This window comes from Tolypothrix sp. PCC 7712 (assembly GCF_025860405.1).
Classification (GTDB): Bacteria; Cyanobacteriota; Cyanobacteriia; order Cyanobacteriales; family Nostocaceae; genus Aulosira; species Aulosira diplosiphon.
In genome coordinates this window covers 8,364,093-8,389,367 of sequence record NZ_CP063785.1, presented here as the reverse complement: position 1 = coordinate 8,389,367, position 25,275 = coordinate 8,364,093, and the positions used below count along the sequence as shown (strand labels likewise).

At 41.2% G+C, this 25,275-nt stretch carries 23 protein-coding genes; 10 read left to right on the top strand and 13 right to left on the bottom strand.

The window, feature by feature from the left end:
• Positions 1 to 474: 474 nt before the first annotated feature.
• Positions 475 to 1,971: a hypothetical protein gene (locus HGR01_RS34175; protein ID WP_045867889.1), complete on the top strand. Its 1,497-nt coding sequence runs from the start codon at positions 475 to 477 to the stop codon at positions 1,969 to 1,971.
• Positions 1,972 to 2,759: 788 nt separating this feature from the next.
• Here the strand turns inward: HGR01_RS34175 and HGR01_RS34170 are convergent.
• Complete coding sequence (locus tag HGR01_RS34170) at positions 2,760 to 3,440, bottom strand: S-layer homology domain-containing protein (RefSeq protein WP_045867890.1); 681 nt, start codon at positions 3,438 to 3,440, stop codon at positions 2,760 to 2,762.
• A 291-nt stretch (positions 3,441 to 3,731) separates the two neighbouring features.
• On the opposite strand from HGR01_RS34170, the gene rpiA reads away from it, so the two are divergent.
• From rpiA to HGR01_RS34155, 3 genes are all read left to right on the top strand, one after another.
• Positions 3,732 to 4,442: a ribose-5-phosphate isomerase RpiA gene (gene rpiA, locus HGR01_RS34165; RefSeq protein ID WP_045868830.1), complete on the top strand. Its 711-nt coding sequence runs from the start codon at positions 3,732 to 3,734 to the stop codon at positions 4,440 to 4,442.
• 119 nt (positions 4,443 to 4,561) lie between these two features.
• Positions 4,562 to 5,347: a DUF4058 family protein gene (locus HGR01_RS34160; protein WP_045867891.1), complete on the top strand. Its 786-nt coding sequence runs from the start codon at positions 4,562 to 4,564 to the stop codon at positions 5,345 to 5,347.
• 3 nt (positions 5,348 to 5,350) lie between these two features.
• A complete protein-coding gene (locus HGR01_RS34155; protein ID WP_155538950.1) occupies positions 5,351 to 5,491 on the top strand; it encodes an alpha/beta hydrolase in 141 nt (46 codons plus the stop codon).
• Here HGR01_RS34155 and HGR01_RS34150 read toward each other — a convergent pair.
• The 4 genes from HGR01_RS34150 to HGR01_RS34135 all read right to left on the bottom strand — a co-directional run bounded on the left by HGR01_RS34150 (position 5,471) and on the right by HGR01_RS34135 (position 9,301).
• Complete coding sequence (locus HGR01_RS34150; RefSeq protein ID WP_052335043.1) at positions 5,471 to 7,096, bottom strand: tetratricopeptide repeat protein; 1,626 nt, start codon at positions 7,094 to 7,096, stop codon at positions 5,471 to 5,473. The genes HGR01_RS34155 and HGR01_RS34150 overlap by 21 nt on opposite strands.
• A gap of 17 nt (positions 7,097 to 7,113) precedes the next feature.
• Positions 7,114 to 7,344 (bottom strand): hypothetical protein, encoded by a 231-nt coding sequence (locus tag HGR01_RS34145; RefSeq protein WP_045867892.1) that lies wholly within the window; start codon positions 7,342 to 7,344, stop codon positions 7,114 to 7,116.
• Positions 7,345 to 7,491: 147 nt separating this feature from the next.
• Positions 7,492 to 7,644 (bottom strand): hypothetical protein, encoded by a 153-nt coding sequence (locus HGR01_RS34140; RefSeq protein WP_155538952.1) that lies wholly within the window; start codon positions 7,642 to 7,644, stop codon positions 7,492 to 7,494.
• A gap of 94 nt (positions 7,645 to 7,738) precedes the next feature.
• Positions 7,739 to 9,301 (bottom strand): bifunctional ADP-dependent NAD(P)H-hydrate dehydratase/NAD(P)H-hydrate epimerase, encoded by a 1,563-nt coding sequence (locus HGR01_RS34135; protein WP_045867893.1) that lies wholly within the window; start codon positions 9,299 to 9,301, stop codon positions 7,739 to 7,741.
• Between the two features lie 442 nt (positions 9,302 to 9,743).
• Here HGR01_RS34135 and HGR01_RS34130 point away from each other — a divergent pair, with 442 nt between their 5' ends.
• Positions 9,744 to 10,625: a hypothetical protein gene (locus tag HGR01_RS34130; RefSeq protein ID WP_045867894.1), complete on the top strand. Its 882-nt coding sequence runs from the start codon at positions 9,744 to 9,746 to the stop codon at positions 10,623 to 10,625.
• A gap of 204 nt (positions 10,626 to 10,829) precedes the next feature.
• Here the strand turns inward: HGR01_RS34130 and HGR01_RS34125 are convergent, their stop codons facing one another.
• Positions 10,830 to 11,663: a hypothetical protein gene (locus HGR01_RS34125; RefSeq protein WP_045867895.1), complete on the bottom strand. Its 834-nt coding sequence runs from the start codon at positions 11,661 to 11,663 to the stop codon at positions 10,830 to 10,832.
• A 424-nt stretch (positions 11,664 to 12,087) separates the two neighbouring features.
• Here HGR01_RS34125 and mnmA point away from each other — a divergent pair, with 424 nt between their 5' ends.
• From mnmA to HGR01_RS34110, 3 genes are all read left to right on the top strand, one after another.
• Positions 12,088 to 13,143 (top strand): tRNA 2-thiouridine(34) synthase MnmA, encoded by a 1,056-nt coding sequence (gene mnmA, locus HGR01_RS34120; RefSeq protein ID WP_045867896.1) that lies wholly within the window; start codon positions 12,088 to 12,090, stop codon positions 13,141 to 13,143.
• A 325-nt stretch (positions 13,144 to 13,468) separates the two neighbouring features.
• A complete protein-coding gene (locus HGR01_RS34115; RefSeq protein ID WP_045867897.1) occupies positions 13,469 to 14,875 on the top strand; it encodes a hypothetical protein in 1,407 nt (468 codons plus the stop codon).
• Positions 14,876 to 15,160: 285 nt separating this feature from the next.
• Positions 15,161 to 15,940 carry an SDR family NAD(P)-dependent oxidoreductase gene (locus HGR01_RS34110; RefSeq protein ID WP_045867898.1) on the top strand — a complete coding sequence of 260 codons (780 nt, stop codon included), beginning with the start codon at positions 15,161 to 15,163 and terminating at the stop codon, positions 15,938 to 15,940.
• Between the two features lie 44 nt (positions 15,941 to 15,984).
• On the opposite strand, the gene HGR01_RS34105 is transcribed toward HGR01_RS34110, so the two are convergent.
• A complete protein-coding gene (locus tag HGR01_RS34105; protein ID WP_052335044.1) occupies positions 15,985 to 16,887 on the bottom strand; it encodes a helix-turn-helix domain-containing protein in 903 nt (300 codons plus the stop codon).
• 140 nt (positions 16,888 to 17,027) lie between these two features.
• On the opposite strand from HGR01_RS34105, the gene HGR01_RS34100 reads away from it, so the two are divergent.
• Entirely contained in the window at positions 17,028 to 17,531 is a 504-nt protein-coding gene (locus HGR01_RS34100) for an MAPEG family protein (protein WP_045867899.1), read from the top strand.
• Positions 17,532 to 17,564: 33 nt separating this feature from the next.
• Positions 17,565 to 18,275, top strand: coding sequence for a DUF4336 domain-containing protein (locus tag HGR01_RS34095; RefSeq protein WP_045867900.1), 711 nt, complete (start codon positions 17,565 to 17,567; stop codon positions 18,273 to 18,275).
• Between the two features lie 310 nt (positions 18,276 to 18,585).
• Here the strand turns inward: HGR01_RS34095 and HGR01_RS34090 are convergent, their stop codons facing one another.
• The 6 genes from HGR01_RS34090 to kaiC all read right to left on the bottom strand — a co-directional run bounded on the left by HGR01_RS34090 (position 18,586) and on the right by kaiC (position 25,212).
• Positions 18,586 to 19,365, bottom strand: a complete 780-nt coding sequence (locus HGR01_RS34090; RefSeq protein ID WP_045867901.1) for a photosystem II S4 domain protein — start codon at positions 19,363 to 19,365, stop codon at positions 18,586 to 18,588.
• Positions 19,366 to 19,420: 55 nt separating this feature from the next.
• Positions 19,421 to 19,978: a GNAT family N-acetyltransferase gene (locus tag HGR01_RS34085; protein WP_045867902.1), complete on the bottom strand. Its 558-nt coding sequence runs from the start codon at positions 19,976 to 19,978 to the stop codon at positions 19,421 to 19,423.
• Positions 19,979 to 20,488 carry a hypothetical protein gene (locus HGR01_RS34080; RefSeq protein WP_045867903.1) on the bottom strand — a complete coding sequence of 170 codons (510 nt, stop codon included), beginning with the start codon at positions 20,486 to 20,488 and terminating at the stop codon, positions 19,979 to 19,981.
• Between the two features lie 159 nt (positions 20,489 to 20,647).
• Entirely contained in the window at positions 20,648 to 21,025 is a 378-nt protein-coding gene (locus HGR01_RS34075; RefSeq protein ID WP_045867904.1) for a hypothetical protein, read from the bottom strand.
• Between the two features lie 253 nt (positions 21,026 to 21,278).
• Positions 21,279 to 23,546 carry a TolC family protein gene (locus HGR01_RS34070; RefSeq protein ID WP_045867905.1) on the bottom strand — a complete coding sequence of 756 codons (2,268 nt, stop codon included), beginning with the start codon at positions 23,544 to 23,546 and terminating at the stop codon, positions 21,279 to 21,281.
• A gap of 103 nt (positions 23,547 to 23,649) precedes the next feature.
• Positions 23,650 to 25,212 (bottom strand): circadian clock protein KaiC, encoded by a 1,563-nt coding sequence (kaiC, locus tag HGR01_RS34065; RefSeq protein ID WP_045867906.1) that lies wholly within the window; start codon positions 25,210 to 25,212, stop codon positions 23,650 to 23,652.
• Between the last annotated feature and the right edge of the window lie 63 nt (positions 25,213 to 25,275).

Genomic DNA, 25,275 nt, shown 5'->3' with positions numbered 1-25,275 from the left:
CTTTTCCCCAAACCAAATTCCCAGTTGAAAATCCTTAACCGAGCATTATTACACTACGTTCCAGTCGCAATGACAAATTTTGCTTACGTAATACCAATTCACAAAAAATTTGATACAGATGCAAACGCTAAAAAGTATGCTGAGTCTCACTTTCTTCATTTTGAATTTTGCGGAAAGTTGCGTGCGGGGGTTCCCCCCGTTGAGCAAACTTTACAAGACGAATTTTGAATTTTGAATTGGTATAAGTCCTGTTGATAACAAAACTAAAAAACTAGTTACTCAACAACAAAACAGAACAATCATTTTGGAGGGGGTTTGGGGGACGCAACCGTCCCCCAATCGGGGGTTTGGGGGAGAATCCCCCAATTCTTCTGGCTTCTTGAATAAGTACGCTAATGAGCTTAACCCAAGCATCTTGATTTATAAGTAGGCGCAGCATGGGAATACTAGGATTATAAATTACATATAATTCCTATGTATCGTCTCAATAAAAAAGCTCTACAAATTTTGCAAGCAGAAATTCAAAGATGTAGTGGTAAAGATCAGGTAGGCAAAATTGAGCAGGAAATAGTAATTAAGCGACTAGAACAACTTTGTAAAGAAAAAGGCGATCGCGCTAAATTGGATGAATTGCGGGATAGCGTGATTGATATCTATCCACAATTTAGCGAGAAAATACTCAAACAAGCCGCAAAAGCTAATCAATCAAAAGGTTTTTTTACCAAATTAAAATGGGTAACTATACTTTTGGGTAGTTCCACAGGAATATTATGGGTGGTAAATTTGCCCTACCCCATGATTCGCTGGCCTGTTGCTAAAATTGCTCCCATCCTCTTGTTGCCTAGCTACATCAATATGGATTATCACTATCGTGAGGCAATTAAAAATTTAGAGCAAGCAGACCAGTTAATCAATCAAGCTACAAGTCCAGCTGATATTGAGCAAGGTTCCCAAAAAGCTGCAGCAGCCCAAACAAATCTGAATAACTTACCAGTTTGGTTTTTAGGATATTATCCCAAAGCTTATTGTAATTTTTTTGGTTGCACTTGGAAGTTTACCGTAGATGAATTTGAAGCAGCCCGTGGGAGAGTAGCGCGGATAGAAGCTATAGCGTTTCAAGATAGGAATGCTTTTACACCCCTAGAACAAGGAGAAATGGCACTCAAGCTAGCACGCCAGCAATACGAAAAAGCTACCAGTATTAAGGATAAAGAAAATGCGATCGCTTCTTGGCAAGCCGCTATAGATCAATTAGATCAAATCCCCAAAGCCACATTCGCGGGAGAAACAGCACAAAGTAAACTCAAAGCCTACAAACGCGATTTTGATAACGCCCGCATCGGTACATTTATTGCTGCGGCGCAAGAATTTGATTTAGAAGCCGAAAAAATTCAACCCAAACAACCCAAAGCCGCAACAGAATTGTGGGAACAAGCAACTCAGCGTCTTAACCAAATTCCCACAGAAAATCCTCGTTATTTAGAAGCGCAAAGGTTACTCGCTGGTTATCAAGTCAAACTCAAAACAGTAGCCGATCCTCGTAGCGGTACATATATCGAAGCAGCAAAGGAATTTGCCCTAGCAGCTGCCAAAGCATCGCAAAATCCGCCCCACTCTGTAGTAAAGTGGGAACAAATTGCCAAATTGTGGCAAAAATCAATCGACCAGCTAGAAAACATTCGTGTTGAAGAACCTGGCTATGTAGCCGCGCAAAAACTTCTAGCAGAATATCAAACTAACTTAGGCATTATTGAAACTCGACGCAAAGCCGAAAGTGAAGCACAAGCCTCTCTGCAAGCAGCCAATGAGCAAATTCAAGGTTTGATAGCTTCGCCTCCTGCTAATCCTCAGCAGTTAAAAGGTAAAATTCAAGGCATTATCAATCGCCTGAAAACTATCCAAGCCGGAACAACAGCCTACACAGAAGCGCAAAAATTGCTAGTATCTGCTCAGAAAAGGTTGCAACAGTAAGGGCTAGCATTTGTATTATATTTTTTGTGAATTAGTAGAAGTTTGTTGGTTCAGAACAGAAGTTTTTTGTTAAAAATTTCTGGCTACAAAATCGGCATAATTTACCAATTTGGAAAAATAATCCAACAGATTGTAGGGGTACGGTATTGCCCAACTGTGTCAACTTAACGCGAAACCCGCTTTGTAGCTAGGTTTTAGCCCTCACCCCCAACCCCTCTCCCGCCGGGAGAGGGGAGCAAGAGATTTAATTCCCCTTCTCCCCCAGGAGAAGGGGTTAGGGGATGAGGGCGCGAGGGATTTGTACAACGCCCGCCCTATATCGCTTTTAGCTTAAGTTGACACCAATGGGTATTGCCAAACTGTGTCAACTTAACGCGAAACCCATAGCCCGACTAGGAATGAATTCCTAGTCTCATAGAAAAAATCATCTCAAGATGACTAAAGATGCCCAACATTTTGAGTCTACTTTAGTTTTCTTACAACATTAAGCCTTAAACCTTGAGCATTAAGCCTTAAACCTTGAGCATTAAGCCTTAAACCTTGAACATTAAGCCTTAAACCTTGAGCATTAAGCCTTAAACCTTGAGCATTAAGCCTTAAACCTTGAGCATTAAGCCTTAAACCTTGAGCATTAAGCCTTAAACCTTGAGCATTAAGGGTTAAACCTTGAGCATTAAGGGTTAAACCTTGAGCATTAAGGGTTAAAGTTTAAGCGATCGCAAAACATTATCCATGAGCCATTGAAGGCTTTTAAGCCTGAAAACCTGATTCTGATTCAATCTCAGTGACTAAGGTAATTGTGGGCTATCTGGACTTGTGGGAACTACTGGAGTATCTGGTTGTTTCTGTTGTCGTTGTAAATATTTACTTAAGACATCCGCCATATCCCCCCGTGTCATCGGACGCAATGGGAAAATATTACCTTGAGCATCTGTAGTGAGAAAACCTTCGCTAATTACAGTGGCGATCGCTTGTCTAGCCCAAGTTGGAATTGAACCTGCATCTGGATGAGAAGAGAGAATGTCTTTGACAGTATCTTCAGGGAACTGAAATACACCATAAGCTTGGGCAAAAATTGCTAAGGCTTCTGCCTTTGTCACCCTTTGATTAGGGAAAAACAAATTACCCCGATAGCCTTTCATAATATCGGTTTTTAAAACTGTTTGAATATCATTAAATGCCCAATGAGAGGATGGTACATCGGTAGTTGGAACATTTTCTTTGCTAGCAACTTGGCGTTTATCCAAGCGAAAAACCTTAACCATAATCGCAGCTAATTCTGCGCGACTCACGAACCTTTCTGGATAAAACTTGCCATCAGAAGAGTTACTCATCCATTTAGCAGCAACTACTTGTTGAATAGCCTCAGATGAGTCACTAGAAGTTGCTTGTGCTACTTGTAATAGTTGAAATGCTGGTAAGTTTTGTAGCAAAAAAACTAAAGAAACCGCACTGAGAAATTGACGCATAATTATATTTTTATTAGTTGTTTGGGATTTGGGGTTTGGTGTTGGTTAAAGTCGGAGAGACGCAATGAATCGCGTCTGTACAAGAGTGAAAGTTCAAAAGTAAAGTATATTTCTTAACTTTTGAATTGTGAATTATTTCTCCCCTAATCTCCTTTGTCCCCAATCCCCAATCCCTAGTTCCCAGTCCCCAGTCACCAGTCACCAGTCACCAATCCCCAAAACTCCAACGCAAAATGTATGTAACTTTAGGTTATGTTCATTTTAGATAAGTTATATGGAGCATTTTTGGGAATGACCGCAGCAGCAGACCCCGTGAAGTTGATGAAGCAAGAAGTTGGCAAAGCCGCAGCCGCTTTAGTCAAATCAGGTTCGATTGTCGGGTTGGGTACGGGTTCAACTACGGCGTACACCATTCAGTTTTTGGGAGAACGCCTTCAGTCTGGTGAACTCAAAGATATTGTGGGCGTTCCTACTTCGTTTCAGTCAGAAGTGCTAGCAAAGCAATACGGCGTTCCTCTCACTACTTTGGACGCTATTGACCACATTGATATTGCCATTGATGGGGCGGATGAAGTTGACCCCCAGAAGAATTTAATTAAAGGTGGTGGCGCAGCCCACACCCGTGAAAAAGTTGTAGATTACTTGGCAAATCAGTTTATTGTCGTAGTTGATAGTGGAAAGTTAGTAGACCGTTTGGGTTCTAGCTTTGCGGTTCCAGTGGAAGTAATTCCTATGGCGATTACTCCTGTAACTGATGCCATCAAGAAACTAGGCGGTAAACCAGAACTCCGCATGGGCGTGAAAAAAGCTGGCCCAGTCATCACCGACCAAGGAAACTTTGTTTTAGATGTACGCTTTGACTCCATTGACGACCCAGTAAACCTAGAAAAAACACTGAATAATATTCCTGGTGTTCTCGAAAATGGTATTTTCGTCAATTGCGTCGATTTAGTCTTAGTTGGCGAAGTTAAAGATGGTCAGCCATTAGTAAGGCAGTTTTAGGGATTAGGGATTAGGGACTGGGGACTTTGGGGTAAAACAATTCACAATTAAAGATAATGCCTGTTCCCCGTTCCCTGTTCCCTTTGATTTTTGACCCTTGACTCTTGACTAATTGCCTTATGAATTCTCCATTTCCTGGAATGAATCCTTATTTAGAAAATCCTGTGTTTTGGGCAGAGGTACATCATCGATTGATTACAGCCCTAGCAGATACTATTGAGGAGAATATTCCCCCACAATATCGAGTGGCAATTGAACAACGTACTTATTTGAGTGATGACTCTGATTCTGTATTAGTGGGCATACCTGATGTTTCTGTTTTTTCTCAACAAACATCACAGCAGCAATACTCATCAACAGTTACTCAAACTGCGACCGCAGAAGGTATTACGGTAATGATACCTGTACCTGAATATAGTAGAGAAAGTTATTTAGAAGTTCGCGAAGTTTCTACAGGTTTTGTTGTCACTTCTATCGAAGTTTTATCCCCTAAAAATAAACGGACAGGGGAAGGTAGAAAAGCTTATGAAACCAAACGCAAACAAGTTTTAGCTAGCCTTTCTCACTTAGTAGAAATTGATTTGCTTAGAAGTGGCAAAGCCATGTCAATTTTAGGGAAAGTTCCGGTAACAGATTATCAAATTCTCGTTAGTAGAAGTGAAACTCGTCCCCAAGCTAAATTATACGGCTTTAGCATCAGAGAAAGAATTCCTGTATTCTCATTACCCTTACAGTCAGAAGATACAGAACCAACTTTAGATTTGCAATCTTTATTACATGGTATATACAATCGTGCCAGATATCATTTAGCAATTGATTATCATCAAGAACCAGTCCCATCCTTAAAACCAGAAGATGCTGCATGGGCGGATACTCTTTTACGTCAACAAGGGCTTAGGGGTTAGGCATTGGGGACTGGGGAAAAACTATTACCCATTACTCATTACTCATTACTCATTACTCATTACTCATTACTCATTACCCAATGCCCCATGCCCAATGCCCCATGCCCCATTCTCAATACCCCATTAAAAATTCTCCACCAATAGCTGAGTATCGGTATCTTGCCAAGCTTTGGTAAATTGAGCTTGCACTAGTTTGGCGGCGTTTTCTTGGCCTTGAGCTTGCAAACTTGCTTGTAAGCCAAATAATGAACGCCCGTTTAAAGGATATTTTTGCAAATCTGCACCAAATACTTTTTCGGCGGCTGCATAATCACCCTTTGCTAATAAAGCACCCCCTAATGCTTCTCTGGTGGAAATGTACCAATCGGGTGGTTCCATGTAGTTAAGGGCATCTTCCTGGGCTACGGCTGTTTCTAAGTATTTAATCGCAGATTCATAGTTTTGTTTGGCTTTGGCAATTTTCGCGTCTAATTGGTTGCTGGCGATGTCTAAAATAGTACTGGCGGGACTCATACCAATAGTTGCAGTGGCGGGCATTGTTTTTTGAGCAGTTAACAAAGCAGCGCGATCGCTCTCTGCATCCTCTAGTTTACCAGTACTGGCATTCGCCATCCCGCGAGCAAAATGCCACAGTGCTTTAGTTGTCACCAATTTATCATCGGGAGCAGGTGTTTTTAAAATATTATCCCAATCACTAAAGCGCGTTTGAATCAATAGTTTAGTTCCTAGGTAGCCCTCAACCATTGGTTCTTTCTCGGCAAACGGTGTAGCCATTGTGACTAATTTACTTGCGGCTTGCACCGCATCCTGATATCTACCAGCCATTGCTGCGGCTACTGCCAAAAAATGCACGTTGTGGCTATAGTACATTGCCGGATAAACACCCTCAATGTGATTTTTGACTATGTAAGCTTCATCTTGAGCGATCGCTAGGGCATTTGACTGCATGGCTTTGGTATATTCTCCCACACGGAAATAAATGTGGGATGGCATATGTACCAAGTGTCCGGCTGCAGGTACTAGGGTTTGTAAACGGTTAGCACTTGCTAAGGCGCGTTCGGGAGTTAGTGACGCTTCAACTGCATGGATATAGTAGTGATTCGCCCCTGGATGGTTGGGGTCACTTTGCAGTACCGATTCTAAAACCGCTACAATCTCTTCGGTATCTTCTAACGGTTTGCCATCTTTAGTCCAGTGTTGCCAAGGGTGCAAATCCATCAAGCTTTCAGCGTATAGTGTTTTAGCATCCAAATCTTGGGGATAACGCTTGACTAAATCTGACATCGCGTTTTTGTAATCTACCGCCAGCTTATATAAATATGCATGGGGATTATTAGAGTAGCGTTTAGCTAGGGCATTAATATAACCCTGTTCCTGTTGTGATGCATATTCAGACAAAGCCACAGCTTTTTGTATAGCTTCATAAGCTGCTAATTCGCGATCGCTATCTACATCCAGGTTAATATTAGGCCCCAAAGCCAGCGCCATTCCCCAATACGCCATTACTAAATGTGGATCTAGTTCGGCAGCATATTTAAAAGAACGCGCCGCCTCATCATGGTTGAAGGCGTAAATTAAATTTAAACCTTGATCAAAAAACTGTTGCGCTTGGGTATTTTCGGTAGATACCGGATGGTGATGTGTTCCCAGCCCAGATATTAAAGTATATGACTCTTGAGTGAGAGCAATCGCACTACTTGGAGCAAATAAAGATAATATCAGCACCCATATTAAAAATAAATATTTCATCTTCCAGATTCCCTTTCTCAAACGTTTTTCTTGGCGCTATTCAAACGCCAAACCTTCTCTAAATAGGTGATTTTTTCCCGTCGAGCAGCAATACGGTATTTTCTATAAGCATTAATACTGAGAACTAAAATAATTGGGAAAACAATCACTGACACTCCTACAGCAATGTCAAATACTCCATAATTTTGACTGGTATTGCCTATAACAGCAGGGTTTGTGGCAACTTGACTAGTAGTATTGTTGGACATAAATTACTCCTATTGGCATTCATGGATTTAGTATAAAAAATACTTTTGACAGATATGTGTTTCAGGAAAGTGTGTTATTGCCAATAACTACTCTTCACCGATAATTAGAAAATTTATGTAAATTCCCGTCTAATTTTGCCCGGGAATTTAGACTTCATCGTGAATATGCTCAATTTCTGAATTTTTATTAGGGCATTGGGCATTGGGCATGGGGCATTGGTAATTGGTAATGGGTAATTGGTAATTGGTAATTGGTAATTGGTAATGGGTAATTGGTGTTAGGGGTTTTTCATTAATCATTTCTCCCCTGCTCCCTGCCTCCTTGCTTTTCCCAGTCCCCAATCCCCAGTCCCCAATCCCTAATCCCTAATCCCCAATCCCTAATCCCCAATCCCTAATCCCCAATCCCCCTAACCGCTTTCATCAAATACTGTGTCAAAGTAAACGCATCGACACCTAATTCTGTACGTTCTTGGGCTGCTAAAATTCCGGCTTGGGAATGCCACCAGGAAGCAGTTGCAACCATATCTTCTAGGGGGATTTGTTTTTTTACGGCTTGCGCCAATAGTCCGCCAAGTATCCCAGTTAACACATCACCGCTACCACCACGGGCTAATGCTGGGGTACTTTCGGGATTTAGCCACACTGAACCCTGAGAATTTGCGATCGCAGTTCTTGCGCCTTTTAACAAAACTATTGCACCACTTTGCATGGCTGCTGATCGCACGGCTTTGACTCTATCTTGATGAATATTCGGAATATCGGGAAATAATCGCTTAAATTCACCTTCGTGGGGTGTAAGTATGGTTGTAGCTTGGCGTTTTTGTAAGGTGGGGATAGTTCCCATTTGCGCCAAGATATTCAAACCATCAGCATCAAGCAACAAGGGGCGATCGCTTGCGATTACCTGCTGCACAATGGGAGCACTATCTGTAGTTAAACCAGGCCCACAGGCGATCGCATCGAAGGAATTTAAATCGGTCTTTTCTGGTAATTGTAAATGAGCGATCGCTCCTGTCTCTGTCTCTGGACAGCCTACAACTAAAGCTTCTGGTAAATGGGATACCAGAATCGGTTTAATATACTCTGGTACAGCAATAGAGAGCATTCCCACACCACTAGCACGCGCACCCAAAGCGGTTAAAATTGCCCCACCAGCGTAACGATGAGAACCACAAATTAACAGTAAATGCCCTTCTTTGTATTTGTGGGTGACTGGGGGACGAGGTATAGGTAAATTTGAGATGGCTTTGGCTGTGGTGATGCGGGTAATTTTGGGTGCATCTTGGAGTACAGCTTGCACATCAGCTAAGGGAATATCAAAATCAATTAACTCAGCTTTACCAAGATAATCTAAAGCCTGATCCTGTAGAAAAGCTTGCTTCCATAAACCCAAGCAAAATGTATGCGTAGCGCGAATTGCTGTTCCCAACACCTCACCAGTATCGGTGTGTAAGCCGGAAGGTAAATCAATGCTAAAAATCGGCTGCTTCCAGGTATTCAACTGATCGATAGCAGATGCTACAGCATCAGTTAGCTTTCTTTCTAAACCAAAGCCGAATAAGCCATCAACTAATAAATCACAATTTGGCAACTGTTCAATTGCTTGATAACAGGGTATCCCTAAACTCTGGGCGTATTGCAAATGCTGTGAAGTTAATTCCTTAACTTTAGGAAAAGGGTTGTAAATCCAAACCTCATATCCCTGAAAGTGCAATTCTCTGGCTACTACCAAAGCATCGCCGCCATTATGTCCCGGGCCGACTAAAACCCCCACCCGAGATTTACCTGGAGGAATCATCGCCAGTAGGCGACGGGAAATTAGTCCCGCTACCTTTTCCATTAAAGCTACTACAGGCATTCCCGCCGCAAATATCCTCTCTTCAATATCCCGCATCTGCGCTGCGGTAACTACGTATTGGGAAATTTCTTGTTCCCTCTGCTGAAGATGAGTCATGAGTCTTATATCCAGAGTGATGAATTGCAAATTTTGAGGTGACTTCTCAATTTTGATTCTTCACACGGAAAATTGGATCTACTCTTTACTCAATGAGACTATTTTTTTATGGGCTAAATAAACAAACATACTAAAAGCTTAACTTTTAGAGGCTAACTACATAGACACAGAGTAACCTAAGAAAGATCATGAAGCTATTTTTATAAAATTTGAATAAATATATTATTAAACATTCAGTCAAGTTATAAAGATATTAGTAATAGTGAATTACCCCAAATTTACTGAGCGTGTAAATTCTACTGACAGAAGTATTACGATATTTTGCTCTATGCTATTACCTGAAAATAGTAGTATTTCTCCTATGTTATCGATCATAATTATTAGATACACTTAATTCAGTAAGCACAATGCTATTTTATTCAAAATAATCTAGGTAGTTACTATGTTATCTTCAATTTTTACTTTTATCTCTCTATTATTTGTTATTATAGGATGGATAGGAATTTGGTTAATAAAAAATTTATACTATAAAACTGTTGATGTATCTATATATCTAATCGCCTTTATTAAAAATTCATGGTTCACATTTACTCATTTTATTGAAATATTTAAACCTATTTTATTTATAATTGCTATTGTATCTTTCTCCATAATATTCTTATTATTAACTATCTCAAACTATTTTTATAAAACTAAGATAATTTCAATTAAAAAAAGTAATTACATTCTAAATGTAGAAGGAAATATTGTTTTGCCAATTAATACAATATACGAATCAAGTATTGGATGGGTAGTATATACTAAGTCTGCTACTTTAGAGAATAACAATCTTATATGGACTGATTTTAAATATAGTATAAATGAAGTGAATATACCAGAAAAGACTTCAAAAGATAATAATATCTCGGAAAAATGGGAAGAAATAGGAAAATTGGTTAAAAAACAGATTCATATAGAGCATAAAAAATCTGAATATCATAAAAAGATTGAGGAAATTGAACAAGCTGGTCAAATAGCAGCTACATCAAGCATATATTCTAAATATCTTGAACAATATGAACAAGTAAAATTACTGCTTAGAAAAGAAATTAATAAAGGAGAAAATTTAATTCAAGAAATCAATAATACTATCCGCGAAATTCTAATTAGTACTAATTTATCTAACACTGAATCCTATCTTAATTCTATAGTATCTGAATTGTTGAATAATGAAACATTGTTTGATGAACATAAAAAAGAGATTCAAGAAAAATATCAATACATTTTAAATGAGAGTGAAGCATATTTACAAACTAGAGAGGTATTGCTTACTCAAAATTTTTAATTACAAATTTAAATTTACGTCTAATGTGAAATGAGTACCGAAAACCTTGTAATTTCTAGATAGTTCCAAAACCAGGATTTTTGACAAGGCCTGAAAACCTTATGGGGAAACAGGCGTTTTTAATTCACATCAGGCGTAATTTATAATTATTGAGCATAACCGGAGAATTTTTTGCTTTGGTTATGCTCAATAATCGACTCTTTCTTACCTACCGTAATAAACTCTGGCGTTACCAAATCCCAACTCTCGCAGATAATCATTCCATCGTTCCGCATCCGAACGTTCAGCAAAAGGCCCTACTGCAACATGAGGCCCTAGTGGCTCTTGCCTTTCCACTACAATGTCATAACGTCCAGAATTTTGGCGAATGCGACTGGCAATAGATGATAAATCTTGCGCTCTCGCAGGAATAGTTACATAGTAATAATTGGTTTGCTCTTGCCTAGAAGGCCCTCTTCTACCAGTGCCAGAAGAAAAACCAGCAACTTGTTGTCCATTAGATTTGACAATTTTTGCTCCATTGATTCCGCTTAATTCCAGCTCTCTAACTCGTTGTTGGGCATTAGTTTGTCTGCTAAAGGCTCCCGATTGAATCACAGCACGTCCATTGAAATGGCGGATATAAGCACTGCGTTCTAGCTGACGTATACGTTGCAATTGTTGGGAATCATTGCCTTCAACATATACTATGTAGCGCTCGGCACTCCAACTATAGGAAGTAGCTTGCACTGTTTGGTAAGAACGATAGGTTTGATTATATTTATTAACCCTCACTTTAGATGAGGGCTGAAATTTTGGATTATATGTATTCCAGGGAGTTGGTTGTGTTGTGACTTGTGGTTGATTATAAGGAATAGTTTGGAAAGCAGGTGGTGGTGGTAAGGTGTTAACCACTGTTCGTTCTGCTATTAAAAAGCTGCCTTGGGGAGTTTGTGCTTGTACCGGAGTTGTCGAGTCGGGGAGTAACGCCAAGCATCCTCCCAGGAAAAAAGGCACAATCGGAAATGCAATCAGTTGATCTGGTATTTGTTTGGACATAGTAGTAACAGGTGTTCTCAATAATTTCCTTGGGAAATAGAGCCGTCTGTCGTAGCACCTACATCAGTGTTAACTTAGAAAGTTTTTTTCCGGCTGAGTGGCATTGCATAGGTTTCCACAAAATCTGGAATATTTATGATTAACGCTGAATAATAAATAGGGGCGCTTAGGCTAGAGTAAGTGGATTTTTATCCTTGAGATTGCAGGGAAAGCCAAAAATTCTCAATCTCAAATTTGGTTATTATTACTTATATATCCTGAAGCGCTTATCTAGCAAGGCTTTTAAGTTACATATGCTACAATTTAACAGAATCAAGCTGCATGGTATGGATTTTAATACCGCAAAACCTGCATTTGATGTTTAGCATTAGTTTGATAAGCAGGCACTAGCCTCATAATCTGGCCGCATAAATATTTAAAGGATATGAAAAAAGTCGTCGTTGGTCTTTCCGGTGGCGTTGACAGTTCCGTCGCTGCTGCAATTATACACAATCAGGGCTATGAAGTTATTGGTTTGACACTTTGGCTAATGAAAGGCAAAGGTCAATGTTGCTCTGAAGGAATGATCGACGCGGCTAATATCTGCGAACAATTGGGTATTCCCCATCAAGTTGTTGATATTCGCGATGTCTTTCAGACCAATATTGTCGATTACTTAGTTTCTGGTTACAGCGCTGGGATCACACCTCTGCCTTGCTCGCAGTGTAATAAAACTGTGAAATTTGGCCCAATGGTGCAGTACGCTCGCGAACAACTGGGATGCGATCGCATCGCTACGGGTCATTATGCCCGGATTAACTATGATCAAGCTACTGGACGCTATCAGCTTTTAAGAGCTATCGACCGCAATAAAGACCAATCTTACTTCCTATATGATTTGTCTCAAGATTTACTAGCAGCTACCGTATTTCCCCTAGGTGAAATGCAAAAAGCTGACACCCGCCGGATTGCTGCTGAATACAGTCTCGCAACCGCCGACAAACCAGAAAGCCAAGATTTATGCTTAGTAGAAAGCAACGGTTCCATGCGGGCATTTTTAGATAAATATTTGGCTCCCAAAACAGGCGATATTGTCGATACAGCCGGTAAAGTTTTGGGGCAGCATGATGGTGTCCATCATTACACAATTGGGCAGCGTAAAGGCTTAGGTATTGCTGCCGCCGAACCACTGTATGTGATTGAATTAGATGCAGTTAATAATAGAGTGGTAGTAGGCGATCGCACTAAAGCCACCCAACCAGAATGCACCGTTAATCGGGTAAATTGGGTTTCCATTGCCGAACCTTCTGCCCCTATTCACGCCGAAGTGCAAATTCGCTATCGTTCTCAACCCACCCCTGTCACCGTAATTCCCTTAGAAAACTCCCGCGTCCGTCTAGTGTTTGATGAACCCCAGTTCAGCATCACCCCCGGACAAGCTGCGGTGTGGTACGAAGGCGAGAAAGTTTTAGGCGGCGGAATTATTGAGCAGTTTACCTAAAGCCTGAGATTGCAACCAGATAATGTCCAAACATTAATCATATAACTCTTGTAGAGCGGGCATCTTGCCCGCTTCTCTTATACCAATTTGCAAAAAGAATGCGACAGATCGTAGGGAACATCCACAATCTTGTGGTACATCAAATTATTTTACTGCTGCCGTGCCCCCACAAAGAATTTATTGATCGCAAACATTATTTAAATTGGTATTAGTTCACCAATTAATCCAGCACTGCATTTTTCAGTATTCAATACCACTTGACATAGGGGAGCAAAATACTGAAATATAGCGTCATAAATAGTTGCAACTATTTAAGTGTTCACCGATGTACAAGGGTTTTTCGAGTAAGCTGCCACTGCTGTTGACCTTTTGTTTATTTACTAGCTTTTTACCTGCCTCTGGCTCAGTTTTATGCCCAGCATTTGCTCATGGAGAATATGGGAAAGGTGGTAAGAATTATGGCACAGATGGTAATACAGGAAGTGATGGGCGAACAGGAAGAAATGGGCGCGATGGTCAAAACCAGACTATTTTTGTAGATGGTACTCCTGTGAATCTCAATCTCGCCGGAGAAAATGGTGAGGATGGAGAAGATGGACAACGTGGGAGTAAGGCTGACTGCGGTTACAAACATGAGAACGTCAACCGTGATATTAATGCACCCAGTGGTGGGAATGGTGGTGACGGTGGTAGAGGCGGAGATGGCGGAAATGGTGGTTCTGTCACAGCTTATTACACCAATTTGGCAGACTTGCGGCAAGTTTTAATTCGCGCTAGTGGGGGCGAAGGTGGACGCGGTGGACGCGGTGGTAATGGTGGTAGAGGTTGCAATTGTCGTGTACGCAGTTGGGAAGTCAAAACTTGTACGGGAAACCCTGGAAGCCCCGATTATAAATGTACCGATAAGGTTTACCGCTGTCACGATGGCAGAGATGGGCGCTATGGTAGCGATGGTGGCGATGGTAGGCAAGGTAGCTTAGGAACTTTAAGTATTATTCAAGGTAAAGAATCCTTAGCGGGGGATTTACCAACTTTGCAAGCTGCTGTTGCAGAATTAACTGGTAAACAATTTAACCTTTCCAAGAATAAATGGAATATTCGCAACGGGGCTGCTTCTTTACTTGCATCTGGTTCAGTAATTGCAGATGAATATCGGGAATTTGATCGCCGTTTAGAAGGGGCTTTTCAGCTACTTTGGCAAGAAAAGCAACCCATTAGCAGCTTTGGCAATCCTGTAGCCACCTTGAAGTTAAATGATAGTAAGGAAGTAGAAATTACTTTTCCAGAAGATTTGTGGGTTGATGGTAGCAGCCAGACTACGACTAATTTGACCACTTTTACAGTCAAGAATGCAATTTCCAAGCAAGATGTGACAAGGTTAGCAGTGGCAGAATTTGCTGGTGCAGAACAGGATCTTAATCTGAAAATTGTCGATTTGGCAGCAAAATCTCAAGCAATTCAGACTCAGTTCCGGGTAAAATTCCGGGCAAAGGATAGTTCTTCAGGCTTGTCTGACTACCTGACTGTATACGAAGGTGATATCCCTGGGGAACTTGTCAGCCGCGACTATAACCGTTTTACCTTAGCATTAGGTAAGCTACCGATGTCGCGTCCTGTAGAGTTGACTTCCGGTGTCAATGTTGATATTGAGGTTGTCGCTACTCGTTCGCTGGGTGGACGTTCGGCGAAGCAAACTATTAATTGGCAAGGTGCTATTCGCAGAAGTAGATAATAGTTACCGAGGGCACAGCAGTTCTGTGCCGCTACAAAACATTCATTACCTTTGAGTAAGTACCTAAACAAAAATATTTACAGTCATTGCGAGCGAAGCGAAGCAATCCCAGCCCTTGCGATTGCTTCATTTCGCTTCGCTACATTCGCAATGACATTGTGTAATTAATTTTGTGTAACTACTTATGACCTTTGGCATTTTGGTATATCACTCCAGATGGTTAAAAAGTGCAATAACTATTGTTAATATCTATTAGTTGATAGAATTTTCCGCAAAATATCTAGAATGTCAACTGCTTTAATTACAGGTGCCTCTAGTGGTATTGGTAGAGCCTTTGCCCAAGAACTAGCTGCACGTAATACAAATCTTGTTTTAGTGGCACGTTCAGCAGATAAACTACATCAGCTTACTGAAGAAATCCAAAAAAATTATCAAATTAAAGTTGAAGTTATAGTTAAAGACTTAACAGAACCTCATGCAGCTCAAGCAGTTTTTGAAGCCACACAAGCAAAGGGATTATCTATTGACTTATTAATTAATAATGCTGGGTTCGGTGATTATGGAGATTTTGCTAGTTCCGATGGGGAAAAGCAAGTCAAAATAGTGCAATTAAATATTCTATCTTTAGTAGATTTAACTCATAAATTTCTACCTTTGATGCGCCAACGTCAATCAGGCAGCATTATCAATGTATCTTCAATTACGGCATTTCAACCAATGCCCTATCTTTCGGTTTATGCTGCTAGCAAAGCTTTTATTCTCAGTTTTAGTCAAGCATTATGGGCAGAAAATCGCCCTTATGGTATTCGAGTTCTTGTGACTTGTCCGGGGCCAATAGAAACTAACTTTTTTGCTGAAGCTAATTTTCCGCCAACTTTAGCAGGAAATACAAATCAAATGTTTACTAGTGAAGAAGTGGTACAAGCTTCTTTAAAAGCTTTGGAAAATTGGCAACCAAGCGTTGTAATTGGTGATGTCAAAACTCAAGTTAGAACTACATTAGCTAGAGTAGTACCAAGAAAAATTCTGCTAAATATGTTGGCAAGAAGTTTTAAATCTTCATAGCAAAGGTTAGACATTGGCGGATAGAGAAAATTTTGGTGTATGGTCTAAACACCACTTATATCTTGCTGATAACGCTTGGGAGTTGTATGTAGCATTCGTTTAAACACAGATGTCATATGACTCTGGTTGCCAAATCCTGCTGCTACTGCTACCTGTGCTAGGGGCAGCTTTTGGGTGCGTAATAATTGTTCGGCAAATTCCAACCGACACCGGAGGATATATTGATAAGGAGACAGTCCAGTTGTAACTTGAAATGCGCGTGCAAAATGATAGGGACTAAATCCTATTGTGGCAGCAATTTGGTTCAGGCTCAGTTCTTGGGATAAATGCGCTCTAATGTATTCTAAGACAACCTTGAACGAGTTTGGCTCCAAAAATTCTGGAGGACGTTTAAACCGTCCAGAAAAGTTGGAACGGCGGTAAATGATCTGTGCCAAAACTGCCGTGGCGACTGATTCTAAGTAAAATGCACCACCAGTTTGTCCATTATCAAAAAACTCTTGTATAGCGATCGCAACACTCAAACCCCAATGAGTTTTAGGAATTTGCCCTGGCTGTAATTCAATTGTCTGTCCTTCGGCTTCAACTTGGACTATGCGCTCAAGAAAAGATTGGGAATATCCAAACACCACAAAACAAGCAGCATCTTCTACCGAACTATAAGTAGTACCATTCGGCACAATATCAAAACCTCCTGGTAGTGCTTGGTAAGGTTGTAGGCGATCGCTATTGAAGGCAGCAATTCCCTGCGTTTCCCCAAAACTTGTGACTACAAGGTTAAGTGGTGAACGAATATTGACTTCTAAATGTCCTGGGGGAATAATTGCTACCATCATCTCTGGTGTTTCTAGCCAGTGTCCCCACTGAGGTAGAGTTTCTAACGGGGGTTGATCCAGAGGGATTTTGCGTTCTGGGGGATTGAACAAAAACTCTTTGAGCAGATTCATCAGCACAGACAAGCAAGTATTAAATGTTTTAACCCTTATTGTCTCAAAAGCAGATTTCAAGATTCCGCAAGAATTGAAAAGACACTGACAATTGCAGCCGAGTATTTTCAAAATTAAGATTTTGCAACAAGTAATTGTCAATGATGGTTCTTATTCCTATTTCCACCTTCTTTATTGGCTGTCATGGGCTACTTGCCTTATTTTTGTCATATCTAGTGGCAATGGAACGCACTCGTACTCGGATTTGGCATGGTGCATCTCCAGGTGAGATCGCATCACAACCCAATTACTTAGATCGTCCTAATGCTTGGGCAAGGTTTGTGGAAAAAATCACACAACAGTTTATTGTCGCCAAAAATATGGATGATGGGGCTTTGCAGCGTACTATGCGAGCCTATGGTAACTTTACAGAATACGTACCCCTGAGTCTGATATTCCTGATTGCCCTAGAGTTAATGCAGGCGGAGAGGGTACTGTTGTGGATGCTAGGTACTCTGTTAATAGTTGCGCGGATTGCTCATGCTTGGGGATTAATACAGACTTATGGCCCATCACCAGGTAGAGCAATCGGTTTCTTTGGCACTTGGGTTGTTTATGTAGTCGGTAGTGTGGCTTGTCTTTACTACAGTGTGCAGAAATTTTGATAGTCCAGCGACAATCCTCACTCAAAAATTATCATGCTAAAAGCAATTGATACTGACATTTGGGTTGCGGAACAATCCCTAAAATATTTTGGCTTGGAAGTAGGAACGAGGATGACTGTGATTCGTCTGAGCAGCAATAAATTAATGGTGATATCACCAATTAAGATTGATCACTCAACTATCAATGATCTCAATCAATTGGGAGAAGTAATTTACATTGTTGTTCCTAACTTATATCATCATCTATTTGTTGCCGACTTTCAGCTTTACTACCCCCATGCAAAACTATTGGCAGTATCTGGACTGGGGAGCAAACGACCAGATCTGCAGATTGACAAAATTATTAGCAATCAAAGCATTTCTGTGATTGATGAAGTTGAGTATGTCTTAGTAGAAGGATTCAACACAGTTGATATCAATGGATATTCACCACTCAATGAATGCGTCTTTTTTCATGCCAGAAGCCAGACTTTGATTGTCACTGATATAGTTTTTCATTTTGATGAGCAATTTCCACTAAGGACAAAGTTAATAGCTAAAATGTTTGGCAATTACAAACAACTTCGTCCATCATTATTGGAGAAATTGGCAACTCAAGATAAAATCAAAGTCAAGCGTTCAATTCAACAGCTGCTCACTTGGGATTTTCAACGAATTATCATGGCGCATGGCAGCATAATTGAACAAAATGCTAAACCTCAGTTGAAAGCAGGTTATGAGTGGTTTTTAGAAATAACCTTGTAATATTCAACCCAAAACTGTGTTTGAGCAACTCAACTTAAAATCAAGCGATCGCTTCTTAGACATCAAAGCGATCAGCCCAATTGATTAATTCTAGTAGAAGCGGTTTCTAACCATCAATCTCACGTTAAATTGACATTAGAACATCGATTCCGTATTCAGAATCTAACCAAAAACCCGGTTTCTTAGATCTGAAATAAGGAATGTTTGGTTGTAGAAGACATTACAAGGTTTTTTAGTCTCGTGTTTTATTAATGAATCGGTGTTCTAGTGGGTTTCCCCGCCTTTTACAACAATCTATGGCTACAACTGTTTACATATACCTGGTTAATTGAACTCGGTAACGGTCTTTTTTAGTAATAGCAACTTCCCCAACTTCTAACCGTCCCTTACCGCGAATGGCGATTAAATCCCCTGTTTTGACTTGAGAACTAGCTTGAGATACTTCCTTCCAGTTAACGCGCACATCACCGGAATCGATTAAATCTACCATTTTGCTGCGCGACATCCCAAAACCAGCAGAGGCGATCGCATCTAATCTTAAAGATGCCTCGACAGTAGTCATTTCTTTTTTCTTAGGTTCTCTAACCTTTAATTCGCTAATCTCAATAGGTTGGGTTTTTACCGGAACCGATCGCACCTGCTTGAGATTCATCTCTAAAAATTCTGCTAACTCCGGTGCAACAATTGCTTGTGCGCCGCGTTCGCCCAAAACAATAATATCTCCTGTCTTTTCTCTGACAATGCCTGTCCCTAGCATTGCGCCTAAAAAGTCGCGATGTGTGGCAGTATCAAACAAAAAATTCCCAGCAATTTCTAATGCTGTTAAGGCTACTTGAGATGGATCTAAAGGTAATTCTGCACGGGCGATCGCAACTCTTTGGCGTTCGGCTTGGGGATATCCACCCCACGCCACCAACTGCACCTCTGTTAACCGACTAAATACGCGTTGAATTTCTGCTAATTCTGGGGGAGACAAAAAATCTGTCAGCACAACTTCCCAAGTTTTAATTGCTTGTTCCGCCTGATCGATTACACGCGCTACACTATCTCGATTTTCAACACTTTTTAAAAGTTCTTCTCTGGGCAACATTCTTAAAAATTAAGAGTTTTGAGCTAAAAGTCAAAAATCAAACAATCTTGACTCATTACTCCTGACTACTGTTTGATTCTAGCGTCATCTGCCATTTCAAGAGCGGTGCAGTTGGATAATCAGGCGAATCAAATGTTTCCAAATGCTCCATTCCCAGCTTTTCTAAAATTCGACAAGATGCCACAATATCTTGTGGAGCATGGGCATTAATTCGCTTCACTCCGGGTTGTGTAAAGGTAAAATTGACTAATGCTTTTACTGCTTCAAAGGTATATCCCTGACGACGATACTTTTCTAGCACCTCATAACCTAATTCCACAGTTCCTTGTGCATCAGGTTTACCAGCAAATCCCAAATCGCCTATCAAGGTAGAGTCACTAGTGTGAATCATCAGCCACACACCCCAACCTAACACAGATGGATCATCTCTCAGCATTTGAGCATAGGTAGGTAAGAAATCCAGTACATGAGAAGCATACCAATCATCGGGGAGCTTTACCTGTAAGAGCTTCTCAACTACGGATGTATTTTTTGCGATCGCGCCTTCTGCTACCTCCAAAGAACAAGGCAGTAACTCAAGGCGCGGTGTGGTAATTTGTAATCTCTGATGCATTCAATATCCGCTAGTTGTATCTGCGTAGCCCTGCATATTTTCTGGCTCAAACTGGCGTAAAATCCGGGTTGCTTGCTTGGTAAGCATTTCAGAACCTTGGACTACTACAAGATATTGACCTGCATCCAAGCGATTGCGGTAGGGTAAAGCATCTCCGCCACCTGTCATTAAACCGACTCCACCACCAACAAACACACTACCCATAGCACCACTAGCTGCACCTAGTAGTCCCCCGACGATGTGATTGCCAATTTCACCAGCCCACGCAAAGGTATCTAAACCAGTGATGTAGCTGAAGGTGAAGCCAGCAAAAAAGCCAAATGGTACTAGCCAGTATGACATTAGCTTTGCTTGCTTTTTGGCTTGTTCTTGAGGGTCAATTAAGCCGAACTCATCTGCACTTTTGTACCCTCTACCAAGGATAGTACTTTTGATGGCTTCTTTTTCTAAAGCTAAGTAAGCAGCTTCAGCTTGGATACGGTCTGCTAATACGGCAACAAGGTAATACATTGTTTCAAAAAGGTTGTCTTTGGAAAATTTGCCTTAATTAACAGCGTACCAGTGCAGGTCAGACAATTTTGGATTTTAGATTTTAGATTTTCGATTGGCCAATGAACAATAAACAATGGTAGCCCTAGCCAGTTAAATTTAATTGCGCCACCCTACCAATCATTTGAGCAAATCTAACGGTTCGCAAAAATTATTTACACCTTGTTTGATTACATATATTAAAACTGGTACTGCCAAAACTTTAGGAAATGTCGGCATTGTATAAAGATATGCCATCATCTCTTTAATTGAACCAGTCAACAATTCACCCCGATATTCTTGCTCACAAATTACAGCCCGCCACTTTCTTGCCAAAGCATCTAACCATTCAGAATTAGCCCTTTCTGGTTCCTGTCCTGCTTTAATGGCTAGGGTCATAGCAGCATCTTCCAAATCCCCCTCACAGTCCTCAATCAAGTCCAGTACTTCCATCGCCCTAGGATCATCTGTTAATTGAGAGCGAAACTGTGCAATTTCTTGTGATGTAACTGTAGTCATATGCGTATAGTCAGCCGAGTAATTAAATACTCAGCTATGTTATTCCAATTTTGATTGATTATTCATCGTTCGGCTTAGAGGGACTGGGGATTGGGGACTGGGGATTAGGGATTGGGGATTGGGGAACTCGGGGCCCCCTCTGGGGATAAGGGGTAATGGGGATTGGGGACTGGGGCTTGGGAGCAAGGGTGACCTTTGAGTAGAGACGCGATTAATCGCGTCTCTACAACCTTTGACCCTTGACCCTTCACCCCTACCGAAATGCTCTTAAAGTGACAGCGCGTTGTAACTGAGCTAAAGCACGGTTGTAGTCCAAAATTGCTGTGATCCGATTACCCTCGGCTCTGGTTAAATCGTTTTCTGAGTTAATCACATCAGTTTGAGTACCTACACCTGCTTGAAAACGCAAACGTGCTAGACGCAAAGCTTCTCTAGCCTGTTCTAGAGCCGTATTGGCAGTTTGAACGTTTTCTAAACTAGATTGCTGAGTAGAAAAGGCTTGTTCTACTTGGAAGCGGATTTGATTGCGCTGTTCCGCAAAATTTGTTTCCGCGATCGCAATATTCGCTCTAGCTTGTGCTGCTCTAGCTCTAGCTGCTCCACCATCAAATAAGTTGAGTGTCGCTCTGACCCCGACTGAATAACCATCGGCAACGCTGATATTATCGTTAAACTGATCGAACAACTGATAGCTAGCAATTAAACTTACCTGTGGCCCTAAAGCTGCTAATGCTTGCCGTCTTTGTTGTTCGTTGATGTTTCGTTGTGCCAATTGTTGTTGTAAATCTGGGCGGTTTTGCAAAGCGAGGATAATACTTTGTTCTAATGTCTGGTTCCAAAGGCCAGCTAATCTTACAGGATCTGCGGCTGTAATATTTACCAACTGTGGCAAACTCAACCGAGCCGCTAACTGACGACGGGCAATTTGCTGCAAGGAAATAGCATTAGTTAAATCCTGTTGTGAGTTCGCTAAATTTACCTGAGAACGCAGGACATCGAATCTCGTACCAACCCCAGCTCGCTCTAATGCTTCCGCATCCCGCAAACTTGCTTGGGCATTTGCTACCGCCGACTGAGCAATACGTACTTGTTCGTCACGTTGTTGCAGATTGTAATAATCTGTAGAGACAGTCAAGCGAATTTCTTCAGCCTGATTCTCTACAGCCAACTCATTAAAACGTACCTGTTCTTCAGCCGCGCGAATATTAGCTTGGCGGCTACCAGAAGTATAGATGTCATAACTGAGTTGTGCTTGACCATTAAAATTTGTTGTACTGGGTGCTGGGTCAATTTGTTCGCGGAATGCAGGTGGTAGTCCTTCTTGTCCCTGCTGTTGGACTTTGACATTGTAGGTCTCGGAAACAGTCCGCTGACGAGTCACATCAGCACTCACACCTACAGTGGGAAAAAGAGCAGCTTGCGCTTCACGTAGCGCGGCTCGACTACGCTCCAGTTCTAACTGCGACACCTGTAACTGCCGATTGCTACGCTTTGCTAACTCCAATGCTTGCGCCAAAGTAATCGGCTGATTTCCTTGAATGGTGACTTCTTCGGGTTTAGTAGGAAATTGCAACGGGTTGGGGTTAGGAGTTAAGTTTTCTGGAACCTGCACGGTACCACTGGGTGTCTGAGTCCCAGTTGCTGGCGCAGTTACAGGTACCGTAACCCCTGGTGTGGGAGTTCCTGTTGCTGGCACGGTGGGAATTTGTACAGCACTACCAGGTGTAGGATTCACTGTTGCTGGTGCGGTGGGAATTTGTACAGCACTACCAGGTGTAGGATTCACTGTTGCTGGTGTTTGAGCCAGCAGATCCTTAGCAGTTGTAGCGGTTTGACAGCTTCCAGATTTTAAAAGTAAATAGCCTGAAGAGGTTGAGTTGTTCCCCCCCTCTGAGCAATTGGGTATTGCCAACAACTTTGCCGAGCCGAGATTTGTAGTTGTAGGTGATAAAGCTGCCTGCAATTGAGCTTGAGGATTTTTCTTTGGGGTAATTACTGGTTGTGAAGCAGACAACAGTAAGTTTCTTTGCTCAATCAGCGACAGTTTTCTTCTAGAACTAGAAACGACTTTACGCTCTAATTTTTCTCCAGTGGTGGCTAAGTTATTTTGTATTTGGTTGCTTTCAGGAGATTTTTTTAAATCTGGTTGTTGGGAAATATATGAGGTAGATGTCAGATGGAAAAATCTACTTTGATTTTCTCTAAGTATTTGTGCTTTAAACGAACTATTATTGCCTATAGCGATCGCGGGTAAAGTGCGATCGCTTAAACGTTTCACATTCCGTAAATTCCAATTATTAGTAGGTACTAAGGTGGTAAACTTATTCCCCACCGGGTCATTTAATTGGAAATTCGTAGCATCTGCAACTAAAGTTTGACTATAGGTAGAAGTCACAACATTAGGAGAAGATGTCAGCTGTACCCGATCAACTTTCACAGTACCAGCCCAAGCAGGCTGACTTGTCAATACTGCTGCTGTTACACCAGGCAAAAAAGTATGGAATAATTGCTGTCCTTTCACCGCATCCCCTCACACAAAATCAATCTAGCGGCAGAAACCTTTTCTTCACCACAGAATATAGCACGTCACTAAATTGAGAAGAGAATATAGTACGATACCAAATTTAGGAATCGGAACTCTGTTTACCTTCAAAACTTTTGACTATGCGAGAAAGTTCCGCCTTTTCATCGATACTAACGCGGGTAGGAGCACCACTAACAATTCTTTCATAATTCCGGAAAGAATCTTTAATATCTGGGCCGGCAGCAGTTATATTGTACTCGCGGATACCTTTGTCATGCCAAGATCCCCGCATTTTGAATACATTAATTGCCCGGGACATTTCTCCACGAATTTCTACATACTGTAACATCAAAATTGTGTCAGTAATCGTGGAAATATGGGAATCTGTAATCGAATGCGATCCCATAAATTGGTCAGTTGTATTGGTAAAAAACCCTGTAATTTCTTCTTGTTTTGCGTAACCAGTAACACCAATGACAAACTGTCTAAAGGCATTATTGCTGACTCCTCTAGCTAAAGCCGAAAGAGAGTCAATGGCAATTCTCGCTGGCTTGAAAACTGCAATTTCTGATTTAATAATTTGCAGATGGTCTTCTAAGCCAGTTGATTCGGGATATGTACAGATGATTTTGAGTAAACCTTGTTTTTCTAATTCCTCAAAATCAATTCCCCAAGAGGAAGCATTCCGAGAAAGCTGGGCACGCGATTCCTCGTAAGCAAACAATATCGCCTGTTCCCCATTAAGACAGCCATCTTGAATAAATTTGCTGACTAATAATGTTTTACCAGTACCCGTGGCTCCTGTGGCTAAAATAATCGAATCTTTAAAGAAGCCACCACCACACATTTCATCCAAGGTTTTCACCCCAGAGGATACCCTTACATTAGAAGACCTTTGTGTCAAGCGCATTGCTCCCAATGGGAAAATATTCACTCCTTCATTGGTAATGGTAAAAGGATATTCACCTTTCATATGAGTTGTACCGCGCAATTTCAAAATTTCTATGGTGCGGCGGCGGCGTTCTCCTTCTAAAACGTTGCGAACTATGACAACGTTATCAGAAACAAACTCTTCCACTCCAAAAGAAGCGACTGGCCCATATTCTTCGCTGCGTTCAGTGGTAATCACAGTCGTGACACTCAGCTGTTTGAGACGGGCGACTAGACGAAATATCTCGCGTCGTACTACTCCCATTGCTTCATACTGCTGAAACACAGCTGTGATGGAGTCAATTGATACGCGTTTGGCTTTGTATTTGCGAATTGCATATTGCAACCGCTCAATCAAGGCTGAAAGGTCAAAGTTGCCTACAATATCTTGCCCTTCAGGATCAGGGGAAGCATCAAGAATAAATAATTTCCCCTCGTCTATTAAACGTTGCAAATTCCACCCAAAAATATGGGCATTTTTAATAATGTCACTAGGGGATTCTTCAAAGGTGACAAATACCCCAGGATCATCAAAGAATGTGATACCGTTATAGAGAAATTGTAGAGATAATAAAGTTTTACCGGTGCCAGAGGTGCCACTGACTAAGGTAGTTCTTCCAATAGGTAAACCACCATGACTAATATCGTCAAAGCCCTCTATCATTGTGCGGATTTTTTCTACACCCCCAATTAACGGTGTTACGCTTTGCTCTGGCTGGTCTTTTTCAATCATTGCTTGTTAAAAAAGGGGTATTCTACCCAGGTTTTATGTTACTAATGTTTGGAAGATGACATC